14 protein-coding genes are annotated in these 15,895 nt (G+C 45.3%); 8 read left to right on the top strand and 6 right to left on the bottom strand.

Translation table 11 applies throughout. The features are described from left to right. Positions 1 to 22 precede the first annotated feature (22 nt). Together JWH17_RS10100 and JWH17_RS10095 are read left to right on the top strand one after the other, a co-directional pair. On the top strand, positions 23 to 856 hold the full coding sequence (locus tag JWH17_RS10100; RefSeq protein ID WP_205222490.1) for a DnaJ domain-containing protein: 834 nt from the start codon (positions 23 to 25) through the stop codon (positions 854 to 856). 73 nt (positions 857 to 929) lie between these two features. Continuing rightward, positions 930 to 2,111, top strand: a complete 1,182-nt coding sequence (locus tag JWH17_RS10095) for a pyridoxal phosphate-dependent aminotransferase (protein WP_205222489.1) — start codon at positions 930 to 932, stop codon at positions 2,109 to 2,111. A gap of 230 nt (positions 2,112 to 2,341) precedes the next feature. On the opposite strand, the gene glmM is transcribed toward JWH17_RS10095, so the two are convergent. The 3 genes from glmM to cdaA form a co-directional block, all read right to left on the bottom strand. Then, on the bottom strand, positions 2,342 to 3,691 hold the full coding sequence (gene glmM / locus JWH17_RS10090) for a phosphoglucosamine mutase (protein ID WP_205222488.1): 1,350 nt from the start codon (positions 3,689 to 3,691) through the stop codon (positions 2,342 to 2,344). A 62-nt stretch (positions 3,692 to 3,753) separates the two neighbouring features. Continuing rightward, positions 3,754 to 4,731 carry a CdaR family protein gene (locus JWH17_RS10085; RefSeq protein WP_205222487.1) on the bottom strand — a complete coding sequence of 326 codons (978 nt, stop codon included), beginning with the start codon at positions 4,729 to 4,731 and terminating at the stop codon, positions 3,754 to 3,756. After that, a complete protein-coding gene (gene cdaA / locus JWH17_RS10080; protein ID WP_205222486.1) occupies positions 4,728 to 5,540 on the bottom strand; it encodes a diadenylate cyclase CdaA in 813 nt (270 codons plus the stop codon). The genes JWH17_RS10085 and cdaA overlap by 4 nt, the downstream gene beginning before the upstream one ends. Before the next feature lie 468 nt (positions 5,541 to 6,008). Here cdaA and JWH17_RS10075 point away from each other — a divergent pair, with 468 nt between their 5' ends. Together JWH17_RS10075 and JWH17_RS10070 are read left to right on the top strand one after the other, a co-directional pair. Next, complete coding sequence (locus JWH17_RS10075) at positions 6,009 to 6,608, top strand: nitroreductase family protein (protein WP_205222485.1); 600 nt, start codon at positions 6,009 to 6,011, stop codon at positions 6,606 to 6,608. Between the two features lie 6 nt (positions 6,609 to 6,614). Then, complete coding sequence (locus tag JWH17_RS10070) at positions 6,615 to 7,010, top strand: PGPGW domain-containing protein (RefSeq protein WP_205222484.1); 396 nt, start codon at positions 6,615 to 6,617, stop codon at positions 7,008 to 7,010. A 113-nt stretch (positions 7,011 to 7,123) separates the two neighbouring features. Here JWH17_RS10070 and JWH17_RS10065 read toward each other — a convergent pair whose 3' ends face one another. Further along, the gene (locus tag JWH17_RS10065) at positions 7,124 to 8,428 is read right to left on the bottom strand and encodes a TIGR03790 family protein (RefSeq protein WP_205222483.1); all 1,305 of its coding nucleotides are present in this window, start codon (positions 8,426 to 8,428) and stop codon (positions 7,124 to 7,126) included. Between the two features lie 308 nt (positions 8,429 to 8,736). Between JWH17_RS10065 and mutY the strand changes: the two genes are divergently transcribed. From mutY to JWH17_RS10050, 3 genes are all read left to right on the top strand, one after another. After that, a complete protein-coding gene (mutY, locus tag JWH17_RS10060) occupies positions 8,737 to 9,861 on the top strand; it encodes an A/G-specific adenine glycosylase (protein ID WP_332468401.1) in 1,125 nt (374 codons plus the stop codon). Between the two features lie 180 nt (positions 9,862 to 10,041). Continuing rightward, entirely contained in the window at positions 10,042 to 11,547 is a 1,506-nt protein-coding gene (locus JWH17_RS10055; RefSeq protein WP_205222482.1) for a sigma-54 interaction domain-containing protein, read from the top strand. A 1,604-nt stretch (positions 11,548 to 13,151) separates the two neighbouring features. Next, positions 13,152 to 13,916, top strand: a complete 765-nt coding sequence (locus JWH17_RS10050) for a DUF4114 domain-containing protein (protein WP_205222481.1) — start codon at positions 13,152 to 13,154, stop codon at positions 13,914 to 13,916. Positions 13,917 to 14,470: 554 nt separating this feature from the next. Here JWH17_RS10050 and JWH17_RS10045 read toward each other — a convergent pair. Both JWH17_RS10045 and JWH17_RS10040 read right to left on the bottom strand, forming a co-directional pair. After that, positions 14,471 to 14,794, bottom strand: a complete 324-nt coding sequence (locus tag JWH17_RS10045) for a type II toxin-antitoxin system PemK/MazF family toxin (RefSeq protein WP_205222480.1) — start codon at positions 14,792 to 14,794, stop codon at positions 14,471 to 14,473. Then, the gene (locus JWH17_RS10040) at positions 14,788 to 15,033 is read right to left on the bottom strand and encodes an AbrB/MazE/SpoVT family DNA-binding domain-containing protein (RefSeq protein ID WP_205222479.1); all 246 of its coding nucleotides are present in this window, start codon (positions 15,031 to 15,033) and stop codon (positions 14,788 to 14,790) included. The genes JWH17_RS10045 and JWH17_RS10040 overlap by 7 nt, the downstream gene beginning before the upstream one ends. Before the next feature lie 150 nt (positions 15,034 to 15,183). Here JWH17_RS10040 and JWH17_RS10035 point away from each other — a divergent pair, with 150 nt between their 5' ends. Beyond that, positions 15,184 to 15,873: a transposase gene (locus JWH17_RS10035; protein WP_205222478.1), complete on the top strand. Its 690-nt coding sequence runs from the start codon at positions 15,184 to 15,186 to the stop codon at positions 15,871 to 15,873. Positions 15,874 to 15,895: the final 22 nt, after the last annotated feature.

The raw sequence follows: 15,895 nt of genomic DNA, 5'->3' as shown, positions 1-15,895 counted from the left end.
TTTATTATTTTCTCACACTATTATGGAATATAGACAACACAACCAGCCGGGATGTGGCGGCTGCCTGCTGATTATCGGCCTGTTGCTGCTGGTAACAGGAGGGGCTCCGGCTCTTTTTAATTTTCTTGGTTTTATTTTCTTTTCCGGTCTTTTCGGGATTTTGCTTCTTGTAGCCGCTTTCTGGGGATTCTCCTACTATGTGCGGCAGCGAGTGTCCACCTATGAGTCAGCCCAGACAGAATCCCATAAGCGTTTTGTGTATCTGCTGGTACATATATTAGTCAAGATTGCCCAGGCAGACGGTCATTTTACGCGGGCGGAACTCAATACCATAATCAGGTTTTTTCAGCAGAGCCTGCGGTATAATCAAGATCAGATGTACTGGGTGAAGCAACTCATTAAGGATGCCCGTGACGCCGACATGAGCATGGACCAATTGCTTGAGGAATTTCGCAGTTCCTTTGCCTACGAACCTCGATTGATCCTGCTTGAGCTTGTTTACCAGATTATTTATACCAAACAACCACCCGTTGAAAGTGAGCTGGAAACCGCGAGAAGGATTGCTGCTTTTCTGCAAATTTCAGCGTATGACCAGCGAACGTTTGAGGCAAAATACAAATACCATCAATATCGGGAGGCAACCAGTGGTGTAGCTGCCGATGAGCGATACTACGGTGTGTTGGGGCTTGAGCCTGGAGCAGATTTTGCTGCCATCAAAAAAGCATACCGGAAACTTTCCATGCAGTATCACCCGGACAAAGTTGCCCATCTAGGTGATGAGTTTAAAGGCGTTGCTGAAGAAAAAATGAAAGAAATTAACGCTGCTTACGATTATTTTCGGCGTAAATTTGAATGAGAGTGACCCGTGAGCAGTTTTGAGACGACAGTATACAAGCATGAAATTATTCACCAGATAAGGGGGAAGCAATATGGCGATAGCTAAAAAAATGAGGTCCTTTGCTGAAAAATCGTCCTGGATCAGGAAGATGTTTGAAGAAGGGGCAAAAATGAAGGCGGAGTTTGGTGATGAGAATGTTTTTGATTTTAGTATCGGTAATCCGGACGTGCCACCGCCGGAAAAGTTTTCAACCGTACTGCAGGAGCTGGTGAGTAATGATAAACCGGGCAGTCATGGCTACATGCCCAATGGCGGCTACCCGTATGTACGTGAAGCCCTGGCTGATAGGCTTTCCCGTGATCAAGAGGTGAGCCTTGATCAGGGGGATGTCCTGATGACCTGCGGCGCCGCCGGTGCACTCAATGTTACCTTCAAGGCCTTGCTTGACCCTGGGGACGAGGTCATTGTCCTGTGTCCTTTTTTTGTGGATTATCATTTCTATGTGGATAACCACGGCGGAGTTGTCAAGGTTGTGCCGACCGATGCGCATTTTAACCTGGATCTACAGGCGCTGGAAGAAGCAATTACCGACAAGACCAAGGCGGTGCTCATCAACAGTCCGAATAATCCTACCGGACAGATATATTCTGCTGAGGCGCTGGCAAGTTTGGGCAAAATGCTTGATGCGGCAAGTGATAAGTTTTGCACCTCTATTTATCTGATATCGGATGAGCCGTACCGGAATATCGTGTACGACAACTACGAAGTACCGGCCTTGATGACGGCAACGACCAATTCGATTGTTGTTTCTTCCTATTCCAAGGAGTTGTCGTTACCCGGAGAACGTATCGGCTACATCGCCGTGCATCCTGATATGGCTGAAAAGCAGGATGTGCTCAATGCCATGACCTTGGCAAACAGAATTCTAGGTTTTATCAATGCGCCTGCCTTGATGCAACGGGCAGTGGCTCAACTGCAGGATGTTTCCGTAGACAGCAGCATCTATGCCGCCAGGTTGGAAGTTTTCTGTAAGGTCCTTGATGATGCAGGATTTGAATATGAGCGGCCCAAAGGTGCATTTTATTTGTTCCCTAAAGTACCCATTGATGATGTTGAGTTTTGCAGTTTGTTGCAAGATGAGAAAATTCTTGCCGTTCCAGGGCGTGGTTTCGGCATGCCGGGCTACATCCGATTAGCCTTTTGCGTGGACGAAGAGATTATCAAAAAAGCTGCGGAAGGCTTTAAGCGAGCAATGGCAGCAGCGAAAAAATAAGAGTAAAGTACGAAAAGAAAAGGAGTTCGGCTTCGCACCTGGTTGCGGAACCAAACTCCTTTTTTATTGTAATTTGATTACGTATAAAACTCAGCCATTTATCTATCGAAGCAGACAGGGGACTGATTTTATTTCTCTTTTAAACCCGGGAGACAGATCGAAGTCTAATGGTCTGAAAGTAAAATTTGAGCATGCTTTTTTTGCCCTATGCTCAGGCTAAAATCTAGGTTCTACCTGTCGGCTCGACGGATGACATCGCATAGTTCCAGAGCGATGGTTTCTATTTCCTGATGATCCTCTCCCTCTGTCATCACTCTGATAACCGGCTCCGTCCCCGATGGGCGGACGAGAATCCTTCCCCGTTTCCCCAATTTTTGTTCAGCAGCAGTCAGTGCTTCCGGAAAGCCAGGGATCTGAGTTGGCGTTATTTTGCTCGCCATACGCACATTTTCAAGCACCTGTGGATAGGTCGACATTATTTTCGCTAATTCAGAGAGCGGTTGTTTCTTTTTAATCATTATCGCCAAAAGTTGTAAGCCGGCGAGGATGCCGTCACCTGTGGTGTTGTGGTCTAAAAAGACCAGGTGGCCGGATTGTTCGCCGCCAAAGTTATACCCTTTGGCACGCATGGTTTCCACCACATATCGGTCGCCGACGTTGCTCCGTACCATTTGGCCGCCCATGTCGTGCATTGCTTTTTCCAAGCCCATATTGGACATGACGGTGGCAACAAGGGTTTTCTTTTTGAGTTTTCTGCGACTGAGCAAATCCTTGGCACATATGGCCATGATGTGGTCGCCATCGACGATTTTGCCCTGTTCATCACACACTATCAGGCGATCCCCGTCCCCATCAAGGGCAAGGCCGATATCGGCCCCGAGCTGTTTTACCTTCTCCGCCATCAGTTCGGGGTGCAGGGCACCGCATTCATGGTTAATATTTTTGCCGTTTGGAGAAACGCCAAGGGTCGTAACCTTAGCCCCCAGTTCCGTGAACACGTGGGGCGCTACTTTATAGGTTGCACCGTGGGCACAATCCAGCACAATGTGAAAGTCATCAAGGGTATATTGCTTGGGAAAGGTGTTTTTGAGGTACACAATATAACGCCCCTGTGCATCTTCTATTCGCGAGGCCTTGCCGACTTCGTCTGCAACCGGTCGGAGTGCAGCCATTTTTTGTGAAAAAATGAGGTCTTCTATGTCGGCTTCAACCTCATCGGGTAACTTGAAGCCATTATGGGAAAATATTTTAATGCCATTGTCCTGAAACGGATTGTGCGAAGCAGAAATAACCACGCCGGCCTCTGCACGCATGGAGGTGGTTATAAAGGCAATGCCGGGGGTCGGCAATGGCCCCACTACCTGTACATTGACTCCCATGGAGCAGATGCCGGCAGAAAGAGCATTTTCAATCATGTAACCGGACAACCGGGTGTCTTTGCCGATGACAATAGTATTGCCCTTGGCACTGTTTTTAACAATAAAGGCTATCGCCCTGCCTATTTGCATGGCAATTTCGGAGGTCATCGGATAGGTGTTGGCGACACCGCGTACTCCGTCGGTGCCAAAAAGTTTACGCATGGTTGTTCCTCTTACTTTGAAATAAATGAAACAGGTTATGGAGAGTGTGCATTAGAGAAAAATCAGAGTTGAGGCTGTGATTCCGGCACCGAGCTATTTTCAACAGGTATCAGGCGAACTTTTTTTGGTTTTACCTGCATAATTGCAATAGGTTTGTGACCGGGAACGTTGATACCGTTGACCGTTAACGGGATAAAACCATCGATATCCGGTTCTGTTTTCGAACTTACAGACGCCCTGAACAGCATAGCTAGTTCCGGTGTATCGCGGATCAGGTTTTCAGGAATATTTGCTTCCACGGTTACCATGGATGGGATCGTCCGGAAAGGAAGTTCCGCATCCCGCACATTGACAGGAATGCCGCGAACCGTCTTGATGAGCATGGTTTCATCGACCTCCAGCGTCGCCGTGACCACTGTTTCACCGATGAGCTTGAACATTTCATCGCTTAAATCGAGTGCGACCTGCAGTTTGGTTGACTGCTCCAGGCCGTCAAGGACGATAACCACTGTTTTGAGGGCAGTTTGTTTCTCCAGTAGGGTTTTGGGACCGGTCACAGGGAGCCTGTCAGGGTCTATGGTTATTGACTTGAGTACATACCCTGCAGCAGGTTCCCCTTCGAGGACGGGATTGATGGCAAAATCTTTTTGTTCAAGCTGGTCGACCAGGAGTGTGAAACTGCTAGGTTGCAATCGTTGGACGGTAATTCCCTGGGGAAAAGGTATTGAGTTGCGGTCATTGGCGATAACGATGGCCCCTGCTTCCACCTTGGAAAGGTCAACCGGTCGTGAAATATTTTGCTGCCTTATCTCTTGGATGACACGTCTGGATCCTCTGATGGAAACCTCGATATCTTTTTTAAACTTATTGGCAATCACCAGGTTGGCAGGTAGGTTGTGTACTTCAATGGGTACATTGATCGTGATATCTATCTGGTCTTCGCCTACCACAAAATACCAGAGGCCGGCACCGATAATAAGGGCGAATAGTTTGAGCACCCAGTTCTTGGGCATCAATGCGGAAAGTTTAGCTCGGGTCATTTTTTTTGTATGGTTTTATGCGGTGCAAACCAGTTTTTCCAGCTGTTGGTACTTTTAGCTTTTCGTTGCTTGAGTATGGATTGCAGGGCGGAGTGGAGTGCTTTTTCATCAAAAAGAGTGGCGATTCGCCCCTGTTTTACCAGGGAAATCTCCTGGGTTTCTTCGGAAACAACCACTATAACGGCATCGGTTTCCTCAGAAAGTCCTAAGGCTGCGCGGTGTCTGGTGCCGTAACGTTTGTCTATCCGCGTATTTTTGGAAAGAGGCAGCAGGCAACCGGCTGAGTGTATTTTCCCTTTGTGAATGATCACACCGCCATCATGCATGGGGGAGGAGGGCATAAAAATGGAAACGAGCAGCTCATAGCAAAGCCTGGCGTCGAGGCGGAACCCTGTTTCAATATAGTCCCGCAAGCCTGTTTCTCGCTCAATGACAAGCAGCGCGCCGATTTTGCGTTTGGCCATGTAGGTTGCGGCCCGTACAATTTCCTCGATGTCCTGCAGAGCTACATCGTCTGATTTTTGGAAAGGAGCTTTGCCCACCTGGGTAAGCGCACGTCTGATATCTGCCTGAAAGACAATAATAACGAGCAGCAGGATAGAGCTGAGAAAGGTCTTGAACAACCAGTGCAGGGTCTGAAGTTCGAGTTTGCCGGAAATGAAATAAACAATAATAATAACAGCTATACCTGCCAGCATCTGCACAGCTCGGGTACCACGGATCAGCAGCATTATACGATAAATGAAAAAAGAGACTATCAGGATATCGGCAATATCCTGCCATCGTAGTAATCCAAGAGTATCGAGCATAATTTAGGCGGTAGAGTGAATATGATTATTTAATACTAAAAATTTAGCATGTTAGCGTGTAAATGAACAGAAGAAACAGAAACTGTGTTGAAAAAAGGAAACCATGCACAGTTTGTGACAGATGGGTGGTGTGTGTGGTAAGAAAGATCCGGTAGAAAAAGCAGTGCCTGAGAAAGAGCATTGGATTTAATTTCACCTAAATCCTGCAATTGGAAATTTTGCCGAAGATGTGAGGCACCGGAGGCGCAGACGTATAAAAATACTTCAAGCCTTCGGTAACGTAGCAGATTTGGTAAAATTGCCGATCCCGAAGGGCGTTGAAGGTGAGAAAAAATAGGTTCACTCAATCCGCGAATAGAACTTCAAATCAATTGTCTGCTCAATATGTTGTTTTTTAAAGTAGAATTTATTTTTTCTAACATTCGACGTGCAGGATTTAGGTTTCATTTTTTACAGGGGAGGCAAGTGATGGCAATACAAGAATTGGTTGGGCAAACCAGGACAGTTAGAAGATTCACAGAAGAAAAGCCAGTGCCGGTGGAATTACTCAAAGGGCTTGTTGATACGGCTAGATTGAGTGGGTCTGCACGTAATGGGCAAGTGCTCAAGTATATGCTGGTGACCGAGCAGGAGCAGCGGGACCTTGTGTTTCCGCTGCTTGGCTGGGCAGGTTATCTCAGCGATTGGAAAGGACCGGAACCTGGAGAGCGGCCTGCTGCCTACATCCTGTGCTTACTCGACAAATCGCTTTTGAAAGGCACTGAAAATGAGGCGCATTTTGATTGCGGGATAGCCACCCAGAGCATGCTGCTTGCAGCTGCAGAGCAGGGCGTGTATGGCTGCCGCATCGGTGCCTTTGCTAAAAATATAGATACGGTGCTCAATGTCGCAGAGCCGTTATCGGTGATGCTCGTGCTTGCCTTGGGGTATCCGGCAGAGGCCGTGGTGCTGGAAGAGGTTGGTAACGATGGCGAAATACAGTACTGGAGAGATGAGCAGGGGGTGCATCATGTGCCCAAGCGAAGTCTTGAAGATGTGTTGGTAAAGAGTACCTTTTCAGCGTTGTAACCATATATGACGACTGTTTTTTTACTTGAGGTGCTGGGGGTTGTGTCACTGCTTACATTTATCGGCAGCCTGATTGCCGTCCCTTGGCTGATTAACCGTATGCCGGCTGATTTTTTTGTGCGCCACTGGCAGCAGTTGGCTGTAAAAAGGCAGACGCACCCGGCTTTAACAATCCTTATATTTATCGGGCGTAATACGCTGGGGATGCTGTTGGTTGCTGCTGGGATAGCGATGCTTTTTTTGCCGGGGCAGGGATTGCTCACCATTCTGATCGGTTTCTGTACTATGGATTTTCCTGGTAAACAACGAATGCTGCAATACCTGATCAGCAAGCACAGCATCCAAAAGGGGCTAAACTGGATTCGACTAAAGGGTCGTAAACAACCTTTTTCCTTTTCCTGAAGGTAACTGCTCACAGGGCATCAGGCTGCTGGCGAAAATTCCAGGCACTCTGCAAGCAGGTACAAATGCATTCGTTTGACGACCTTTGTCGCTTATCTTGTAAATAGTTATCCTTACAGTGTGCTGTTTCTCTCCGTTTTACTGGGAGTTGGTTGAGAATTGCCAATCATCTCAGGGGAAAATGGCTGATACAGCGGATCGCCGATCAGGACCATCTGCCAGCTAAGAAAGGGCAGGCTGATCAGGTATGTCTCTCCCAGGGTGAGATAACCCTCTGTGAGTTTGCTAAAAAAAAGATCCGGCAGGGGGAATGCCTGCACATAGGGCTCGTAGACGGGGCCGATAGTCGCTGCCACGCCTTGTTCCAGCATCCTTTTGCACCAGCCCTGTGATTTTTCCTGCTTTAAAGTGGCGCATTCGCCACTGGCAATGTGAAATCCCACAGCGCCCTGCACCCAGGTAAAGGCATCGATATATTTTGACAAACTATACCAGCCGCAGTACAGCGCAGCTTCCGGACAATCACCGGCTGTGAAAAGAGCGCTTTTGTCGTTGAGCAGGACCTCCATCGCTCTCTCTTGCTTGACCAGTTCCGCCGCTTTATGAATGGCAGCATCATACAGGGCGTAGCCGCTGAGCTTTTTTTGGGGATCAGGCCTGGCCCAACGGGCATCAAAGTAGGCTTTGCCCTGCAAGCCTTTTTGTTCAACCGCGATGGAATCATCAATGATTCTGCGAACAATGTCAGGGGTTGGGCCGTCCAGGCGACTGACCATCAGCACAGTATCGCGCTGAAGAAAGGTCTTTTGTCGTTGGAATCCTAAAAAATATGGGTTAGGCAGCCAATTTTCGAGCGGGTAGGTGTCTGTGAGAACCAGGGCTAACTCAGAATCAACGGCAGCTCTGGTGTCAGTTTGCTGGAGCAGCTTTATTTGCAGTTTCAGTGAATCGATCAGGTTCTTCAGTTGTGAGTGCTCAATTTTTTGCGCTGCCTTGAGTTTTTCTTGTTCCTGGCGTATTTGTTTCTTCAGTTGTTTGACCTGTTCTTCATCATCAAGATCGAGCACAGGGGCCCGTATTTTGAGTGGTACGCCGTACATGGTTACCAGGCATCGAATGCGTTTGTTTTGCTGCAGTTTTTGGACGGCTTTTTTTGCCGGCTCGGCTATGTCTTCCTGGTATTGTTGCCTGTTGCAGCTCTCTTTCCAGGTTGTCCGGATTTTGATGAGGTTTTCGGCGGGAATAGCGCGTTGCTGCATATAGTATTTTGCCAGCGAGAGGCTATCATTGGCTCTGGTGTTGGCAATCACAACCACCTGGTCGGGGGTGAGCGCTAACACGAGATTGGGAAGCGAAAAAAACACACTCATCACAAGGAAGAGTGAGAGAAGGCTGCTCTTGGTATATGCTGTGTTCATGAATAGCGTATTTTAAGGTTGATGGCGTCGTAAAAAGTGCGATCTACGGTGTTGCAGGTTTTTCCCGAGGCCTTGACATACCATATGTATAGTCAAATCCTCGGGAAAAACACTGCGCCTTGTATATCGAACTTTTGTCCTTAGCCATCTTTAGTGTGTGATGGACTTTTTACGAGTCCATCAAGGTTAGAAAAAAAGTAAAAAACGCTTATCTTTCATCTATAAGGGAACAGAGAACGCTGCACTGTCGGTTAATGAATGGTCTCATTGTAGACCTTGAAGTTGAAAAAGTCTACCTGTGTAGGTAGGTGATACGTATAGGCAGACGAGACGAAGAGGGTATATTGAATTTTATTTGCACAACACAGCAGTCGAATTTTCAAGATCTATTGTTAAAGTGGTTCCACACCCATAAGCGGAGCCTGCCATGGAGAGAAGAGTATATCCCCTATCATGTGTGGATATCAGAAATCATGGGGCAGCAAACCCAGATGGAGAGAGTGGCAGACTATTTTTTACGGTGGATTGCTCGATTTCCATCTGTCGCTGCGGTAGCTGCAGCACCTGAGCTGGATATTCTTAAAGCCTGGGAGGGACTTGGCTATTATTCAAGAGCGCGTAATATTCAAAAAACCGCACAGCTTTTAATGGAAGTTTATAATGGTGATGTGCCCGCATCCCATAAAGAGTTGCTTAGTCTTCCCGGCATTGGACCGTATACGGCGGCCGCTATTCTGTCCATCGGGTTTAACCAACCATGGCCGTTGCTCGATGCAAATGTGGAAAGGGTGTTTTCCCGGCTGGCCGATATAGATCAACCACTCAAACAAAAAGATACACGCAAAGCATTGGAAAACATGGCAGCGGAACTCCTTTATCGAAAAGATCCCAGAAATTGGAACCAGGCATTGATGGAGTTTGGCGCCCTTGTGTGCACACCCAAAAATCCAAACTGCGATCAGTGTCCGGTGCAGCCTTTTTGCCTGGCCAATAAACGCGATACCGTTGACTGGCGACCGGTCCCCAGGGAAAAGAAAAAAGTAATTGATATCACCATGGCTTGCGGGATACTGCGCAGAGGTAATCTGTTTTTTATTCAGCAACGACTGGATGATGACATCTGGGGCGGTCTGTGGGAATTTCCAGGTGGCCGTCTTCTGGAAAACGAATTGCCCGAGCAGGCTGTGATTCGGGAAGTGGCAGAGGAAACCGAGTGGCAGGTAACAAATCCTGTCCCATTTCGATCAGTGGTTCACTATTACACCCGTTACCGGGTTACTCTGCATAGTTTTTGGTGCCAGTTGCCTCCAACCCCTGTGCAACCCGTGCTGCATGCAGCAAAAGATGCAAACTGGGTAACGCTTGAAGAGCTTGGAGAGTATCCCTATCCGGCTGGTCACCGGAATTTAGTGCAGCTCTTGCAGCGACAATAATTCCGGAAAATAGGTAAAAGTACCTAGTGATTGTTTTTATTGTTTTTTTAGGTTGATATGATCTGCTTTTTGATTTTTTTTCGATTTACCGGAAAAAAAATTGTGCGTTACTGTAAATAGTGCTAACGTGAGGGTGAATGTGTATCTATTATTCACCCCTTGCAACGAGCCTGGTTTGCCTTGACCAATTCAATCCTGAAATCCACAAGTATCCAAGATGAGGTAAATCGCCTCTCCACAAACTGGCGTTCCCTGCTTGACGCCATGCCGGAAATGGTTTTGCTGCTAAGCGAACACCACTCTGTTGAATACATGAACCCGAGTGCGCAAAAACATTTCGGCAAGAAGTGTTCACCCAAGGTTGTTGACGATTTATGCCGGATTGGCGTGGGGTTTCAAAGAAAACAGGCCATTGAGGCCGGCCGACCCCAGACTGTTGCCCAGGAAGCCGTGATCGGTGATATCCCTGTAGAGTATTCTTCCGTCCCGTTTGCCGGTTATACCGGCGAACGACTGACCATGTATGTGATGCGGGATATCTCCAGGCGAAAGGCGAGGGAAGAGGAGTTACGTCTTTTTAATACCAATATTGAAGATATCCTCCAGCAGAAAATTACCGAACTGCAGGAAAGCGAGGAGATGCGGCAGCGGCTGTCTCGTCAGGTAAACAGCCTGAAGAGCCAGCTGGGACATCGGCATAAGGCTGATAAGATGATTGGCTCCAGCCGTAAGATGCGTGAACTACGAGAGATGATCCACCAGGTCGCCGGTTCGGATGCTACCATTCTCATCACGGGTGAATCCGGGACAGGCAAGGAGCTGGTCGCCAACCTGATTAAAGCGACCAGCGGACGAGACGACAAACCTTTTCTCAAAATTAACTGTAATGCGATCAATGATTCCATTCTCGAATCAGACCTGTTTGGTTATGAAAAAGGTGCTTTTACAGGCGCAAATGCGAGAAAGGTGGGAAAGTTCGAAGTCGTTAATGGTGGTTCCATTTTTCTCGATGAGATAGGGGATATCAGTCCCCGGATGCAGGCCTCCTTGCTGCGGGTACTCCAGAATGGAGAAATTGTCCGGGTTGGCGGAACAGAACCGGTCAAAGTGGATGTGCGGGTTATTGCCGCCACCAATGTGGATCTAGCAACAGCGGTCAAAGAAAAGCAGTTTCGACTTGACCTCTACTACCGGCTTAACATTATCAATATAGATATGCCCCCCTTGCGGGACCGTAAAGAAGATATTGTTGAACTCGTCTCCCACTTTGTCAACCACTACCGGGTAGCGTTTAAAAAGGATATCGATTTTGTGCCCAAATCGATTATTAATCGTTTGCTGCTCCATGACTGGCCGGGCAATGTTCGCGAATTGGAAAACTTGATTCAGCGCGCGGTGCTGATGACTAAAGGCAAAATGATCACTGAAAAAGACCTCTTTTTTGATCAAAACCTCGGCGAGCAGCAAAAAGAAAACGGCAACATCAATATCCAGAATAAATTGGGAGAAGAGTCTCTCAAGATCATCCTCTCCGAATTCGAAGGCGAGATCATCACCCAGGCATTGCGTAAGTTCAATGGCAATGTCGCCATCGCTGCCGATAAGCTCCAGGTCGGCAAGACAGCGCTGTATGATAAGATGAAGCGGTATAATATCTCTGCTAAGTCGATCAAGAAGGGGTTGTAGGTTTTCCGGTTTTCAGATCACCGAAAAAAGCTCTTTGTTCGATTGATTGGAATGTTTTTTGCTAGTCTTAAGCTATGCAAAAAGTAAAGGCCAAACAACCTGTTATTTCACCTGATGGTGAGTCTTGCCCTGGTGAATCGACCTGCTGTCAGTACTGGAGCGTTGCAACTAAGAGTTGCTCTGTCTTCCAGGATGGTCTGTATCTTCCCTCCTCCGAGCACTTAGCTACCTATTGTACCTCCCGTTTTTTTACCTCATGTAGTTTGTATCAGGAGTTTCTTGAGCAGCAGGGGAAAGGAAACGCTACTTTTCAAAGTCTTTGAAAAGGTTAGGTATTTTTCAAGGGAAATTCCGGATTAAAATTCGTATTTTCGGAAATTCGGAAGATTTTGGATGGTGTTTTTGAGTTGCTCTGGAGGATCCCGAAAAATAAATTAGCATACCTTATCCTGACGTGCGCTGTTTTGATTTTTTCCTGCCTGTGATTTTATACTTTTTATCATCCCGTACATTTTTTTGGTTTATGTCATTGCCGCTATCGCTGTCAGGAGTGTCTTGGTCTGCCGGGAAGAGGTAAAGTTGGTTTTTGGGAGGTGATTGAAAGGTAGGTGGGCTTTTTTTGTGAGAATTCAGGGAAATAAATCGGGTTTACGGAATTCCGGAGGTCGGTGGGGTTGGTGTTGCTTGGGGGGATTGATTTGGTGGGGTTTTGGGTGCTTTGTCTTGGAAATGATGCAACTAGTCATACCTAAATAATTCTGTCCGCATTTTTTCTCTTTTCACCTCAATTTTAGATATATAGATGTCCCTTATTTTTTTAACGATTAATGGGATGTATTATTACGACGACACTGGTGAGGGTGATATGTTGAGAAAAAATATTATTTTCAATTGTCTCTCATGTTTATTATAGACGCAATGTGATGCCCCCAAAACAACCGAGTTGTAGCTATTGGCATAATGATATTTTTTTATCTCTGCCAGTTGGCATACGCTCACCTCTTTCTCTTGATAGACCGCCAATTTTCTGATCCTTATACCTAATATCGCTCCTTTATTCGTCAGCAGAATAAAAGAAAAACTGATTATTGATAGAAGATAGAAGGATAAAAAAGGCAATTTTTTATAAAATTCCGGGAAAAAAAACTGTTTTACGGAATTCAGGAGTCCTGGGCGAGAATAGTGTCGCTGTAATCTGTTTCCAGAAATAAATAATAGATATCTAATGTGACTTGCAATTGAGCTGGAAGGATCCGGAAAGGAAAATAGAGTGCTTTGAACTGGAGTGCTCTATATCCCTGTCTTTTTATATTAAATTCTGTTTGTTTGTGCTCGGAAGATGCTGCCCAACGATTGCGTGGTTCTTGATGCGTTAATAGTGTCGTGCTGAATGAGCTTGTGCGGATTTTGTAAAAATTATTAGGCTTTTAAGAGGTATATGTTGGGTGGCTGAGAGGGTCATTCTTAATGACTTTGTTGTATAATGAAAACGTGGTCTGTCTTCTGATGATGCTAGAATAGAAAATTTTTTATTGGCACTTTATGTGCATTAACATACTAAATGTCTTTCCAATTAATAATTCATTTTTCATAAAGGAGTAAAAATGAAAAAGCAAATTTTAAAAAACGTAATAGCTGCTACATTGAGCCTTGGCTTGGCTTCGACTGGTGCGTTCGCTGCAATGTTTGATGGTACTGCAACAGGCGGTGATGCTTTGCAAGATGTTTTAGACGGTATAACAGTAGGTAGTGATAGTAGTGTAAATGTATACACAGACGAAGTTGATGATTTGTACGACTCATATTGGCAAATAGCTGCTGGTGGTTCTTCTGCTGCAACAATTATTATTGAGCTTGCTGGTTATGATGATGGCAACACCTTTGGTATTTACGATTCAGCTGATAAAACTAATTTTGTAGAGCTTTTCGCGGGACTAGACGGAGCCGAGGATAGAATTGTTGTCGATATATACGCTGATGGGAGTGTTTGGTTAAATGGAAGTACTCTTGATACCGGAATAGACTTTGCTGGAAATTCGTTTGGGTTTTATTTAGATGCTGAACCTAGTACTCCTAATACTATATATTATAGTGATACTTCTCTAAATACTGATGGATATGACCATATGTATGCATATGAGGGAGGCAATGGTGATACAGTGTCAATACCTCCTTTATCTGCAGGAGAATGGGTAACAGATGAATATGTATTGGCATGGGAAGATTTATATGGTGGTGGGGATAAAGATCACACTGACATGGTATTAATGGTTACACAAATAACCCCTATCCCAGAACCAACCACCATGTTGCTTTTCGGAACGGGTCTTGCTGGGCTTGCTGGTGTAGCACGTCGTAGAAGAAAGTAATTGCATTTCTTTTCGATACTTCTCGATAGAGATAAAAAACCGCTGGAATTTCTAGCGGTTTTTTTTAGTATTAGGGGACAGACCACGTTTTAGGTTTATTTACTGCTTATTCGTTATTTATACTGATGTAGGGTTCACGTGATTGTTGGGAGGGAGGAATTTCTTCACTTCTTTTTCAATTTTCTTACCAGCTTTCTCTTGCACAATTTTCATGTTAAATCTCATTTGGAGGTTTAACCAAAATTCAGGTTCTATACCGAGCGGAAATTAGGGGACAGACCACGTTTTAAGTGCTCCAAGATAGTTAGTATAGGCTCCTTTCTGAGACCATTCAGGTCAGTTGCGAGGCTCATAAGATAGCTAATATTCATTTTTACAAACCGATTATTTGCGACACTCGACTTTGATTTTTCCATAATTCCGAAAAACTGGTTTTTTATCCGGAATTTTATCACCAAAGGGGACGCTAGTAAAAAATTAGGGGACAGACCACGTTTAACGGTTGTTTTTAAAACCGTTAAACGTGGTCTGTCCCCTAATTTTCAATTTTAGTTTCAAACGGCAAACATTTCTTTCAGTGTTTGAAGTGTTTTTTCTTGAGCATTTTTGTTTATCGTACCAAGTTTCTTAACAAGCCTTTTTTTATCTACTGTTCGTATTTGATCCAGTATTATTTGACCTTTTTTTCCTTGAAATGAACAAGTAATCCTACTTGGATATTTTCTGCCCTTTGTTGTCATGGGAGCAACTATAACTGTGGAAATATGATGATTCATTTCATCAGGGGAAATAACGAGACAGGGACGAGTTTTTTTTATTTCATGCCCAAGTGTAGGGTCAAGGTTAATGAGATAAACATCAAATCTGTTTACTACCATTCCCACTCCTTATTGTCCCACTCAGTTTCAATTGGATCTATAAGGGTATCTTCTCCATTTTGTGCCATTTCCTGAAATGATTTTGCCCAGTTTTTTCTTGGATGTTTAGGACTTCTGATTATCAATTCTTGATTGTGTATTTCCATCTCAACTTCCGCGCCAAAACCACATTGGTCAAGAATAGGTTTTGGTATTCTAACTCCCCGAGAATTACCAATTTTAATAATCGCAGCTTTCATAATTATCTCCCTTTTGAATGTGGTTACATTGTATGTACACGTGGGTGGCTTGTCAAATTAATTATTAAGAGCGTAATAAGGGACAGACCACGTTTAATGTGGTATGGTCAAGACAATTTAATCCTTTAACCAAGAAATTGAGCGACTATCATGCCCAGACGCCCCCGAATAGTAATGGCTGGAGTGCCGCTCCATATCATCCAGCGAGGTAACAATCGACAGGCCATCTTTTATGCAGATGAAGATTATTCATTTTATCTGGAATGGCTGCAGGAGTATGCTATTTTGGCTGGATGCGAAATACATGCCTTTGTTTTAATGACAAACCATGTTCACCTTTTATTGACCCCGAAGAAAAAAGAGAGCGCTGCTCTGCTGATGAAAAAACTAGGGCAGCGGTATGTTCAGTATGTCAATCGGACATATAAAAGAACAGGGACACTGTGGGAAGGGCGGTTTCGGTCATGTATTGCTCAAGAAGATACCTACTTGCTTACCTGCCAAAGATACATTGAGCTCAATCCTGTTCGTGCCGACATGGTAGAACATCCTGGGGAGTATCGATGGTCGAGTTATCGTGCTAATGCTGATGGGGAAACCATGGAATTGTTAACACCTCATCCGCATTATATTGCACTTGGCAGAACAGCAACCGATAGGCAGCATGCTTATAGGGAACTGTTCCGGTATCAGTTGGAGCCAGGGGTAATTGATGAAATACGTAAAGCCACAAACGGTAATTTTGTACTCGGTAACGATCGATTTGCAGGTGAGATCGCATCCAAGCTTGGAAGGCGGGTAACTCGAAGCCTACCAGGTAGGCCAAAAAAAGGAGATTAAAATACCTGTTTCTAAAGTGGTC

This window comes from Desulfogranum marinum (assembly GCF_016918565.1).
Lineage (GTDB): Bacteria > Desulfobacterota > Desulfobulbia > Desulfobulbales > Desulfobulbaceae > Desulfogranum > Desulfogranum marinum.
This window is presented reverse-complemented; position numbering and strand designations above follow the sequence as displayed.

Bases quoted from the DNA above. Each gene is read 5' to 3' on its own strand.
- JWH17_RS10045 (WP_205222480.1), bottom strand. From the start codon at position 14,794: ATGGTAGTAAACAGATTTGATGTTTATCTCATTAACCTTGACCCTACA.
- JWH17_RS10040 (WP_205222479.1), bottom strand. From the start codon at position 15,033: ATGAAAGCTGCGATTATTAAAATTGGTAATTCTCGGGGAGTTAGAATA.
- JWH17_RS10075 (WP_205222485.1), top strand. From the start codon at position 6,009: ATGGCAATACAAGAATTGGTTGGGCAAACCAGGACAGTTAGAAGATTC.
- JWH17_RS10070 (WP_205222484.1), top strand. From the start codon at position 6,615: ATGACGACTGTTTTTTTACTTGAGGTGCTGGGGGTTGTGTCACTGCTT.
- JWH17_RS10095 (WP_205222489.1), top strand. From the start codon at position 930: ATGGCGATAGCTAAAAAAATGAGGTCCTTTGCTGAAAAATCGTCCTGG.
- cdaA (WP_205222486.1), bottom strand. From the start codon at position 5,540: ATGCTCGATACTCTTGGATTACTACGATGGCAGGATATTGCCGATATC.
- JWH17_RS10065 (WP_205222483.1), bottom strand. From the start codon at position 8,428: ATGAACACAGCATATACCAAGAGCAGCCTTCTCTCACTCTTCCTTGTG.
- JWH17_RS10100 (WP_205222490.1), top strand. From the start codon at position 23: ATGGAATATAGACAACACAACCAGCCGGGATGTGGCGGCTGCCTGCTG.
- JWH17_RS10050 (WP_205222481.1), top strand. From the start codon at position 13,152: ATGAAAAAGCAAATTTTAAAAAACGTAATAGCTGCTACATTGAGCCTT.
- JWH17_RS10085 (WP_205222487.1), bottom strand. From the start codon at position 4,731: ATGACCCGAGCTAAACTTTCCGCATTGATGCCCAAGAACTGGGTGCTC.
- glmM (WP_205222488.1), bottom strand. From the start codon at position 3,691: ATGCGTAAACTTTTTGGCACCGACGGAGTACGCGGTGTCGCCAACACC.
- JWH17_RS10035 (WP_205222478.1), top strand. From the start codon at position 15,184: ATGCCCAGACGCCCCCGAATAGTAATGGCTGGAGTGCCGCTCCATATC.